Consider the following 640-nt stretch of genomic DNA (forward strand, 5'->3'; position numbering starts at 1 on the left):
TTATATAAGCAAAATCTGTTAAGTAACTTATGCCATTTCGTAATCGTTGATTTGGAAATGGCGGAGGAAGAGGGATTCGAACCCCCGCGGGCTTTAACACCCCTGTCGGTTTTCAAGACCGATCCCTTCAGCCAGACTTGGGTATTCCTCCGTGTTATACAGACAAATGCTGGTGGACCTTGCAGGACTCGAACCTGCGACCGGACGGTTATGAGCCGTCTGCTCTAACCAACTGAGCTAAAGGTCCTTTAAGATGGCGGCAGAGGGGATCGAACCCCCGACCTTACGGGTATGAACCGTACGCTCTAGCCAGCTGAGCTACGCCGCCGGATTATATAAATAGTAGTACTTGAATGTACTGGTGGAGCCTAGCGGGATCGAACCGCTGACCTCCTGCGTGCAAGGCAGGCGCTCTCCCAGCTGAGCTAAGGCCCCATTTTTCAAGAAGTGGTCGGGAAGACAGGATTCGAACCTGCGACCCCTTGGTCCCAAACCAAGTGCTCTACCAAGCTGAGCTACTTCCCGTATATAAGATGGCGCGCCCGGCAGAAGTCGAATCCACAACCTTCTGATCCGTAGTCAGACGCTCTATCCAATTGAGCTACGGGCGCGTATGAAGAACTGTTTCCTGATGCCGAGG

Annotated in this window: 6 tRNA genes; all 6 read right to left on the reverse strand. The window is 52.5% G+C overall.

Going from position 1 to position 640, the window contains the following annotated elements:
- Nucleotides 1–58 precede the first annotated feature (58 nt).
- The 6 genes from ACSW3C_RS20200 to ACSW3C_RS20225 all read right to left on the reverse strand — a co-directional run bounded on the left by ACSW3C_RS20200 (nt 59) and on the right by ACSW3C_RS20225 (nt 611).
- Nucleotides 59–151, reverse strand: a tRNA-Ser gene (locus ACSW3C_RS20200).
- 19 nt (nt 152–170) lie between these two features.
- A tRNA-Ile gene (locus tag ACSW3C_RS20205) sits at nt 171–247 on the reverse strand.
- A 7-nt stretch (nt 248–254) separates the two neighbouring features.
- Nucleotides 255–328 (reverse strand) — tRNA-Met (locus ACSW3C_RS20210).
- 31 nt (nt 329–359) lie between these two features.
- Nucleotides 360–435: transfer RNA gene (locus tag ACSW3C_RS20215), tRNA-Ala, on the reverse strand.
- 13 nt (nt 436–448) lie between these two features.
- Nucleotides 449–525 (reverse strand) — tRNA-Pro (locus ACSW3C_RS20220).
- Between the two features lie 9 nt (nt 526–534).
- Nucleotides 535–611: transfer RNA gene (locus ACSW3C_RS20225), tRNA-Arg, on the reverse strand.
- Nucleotides 612–640 lie beyond the last annotated feature (29 nt).

The organism is Sporosarcina sp. AD_1, assembly GCF_057373025.1.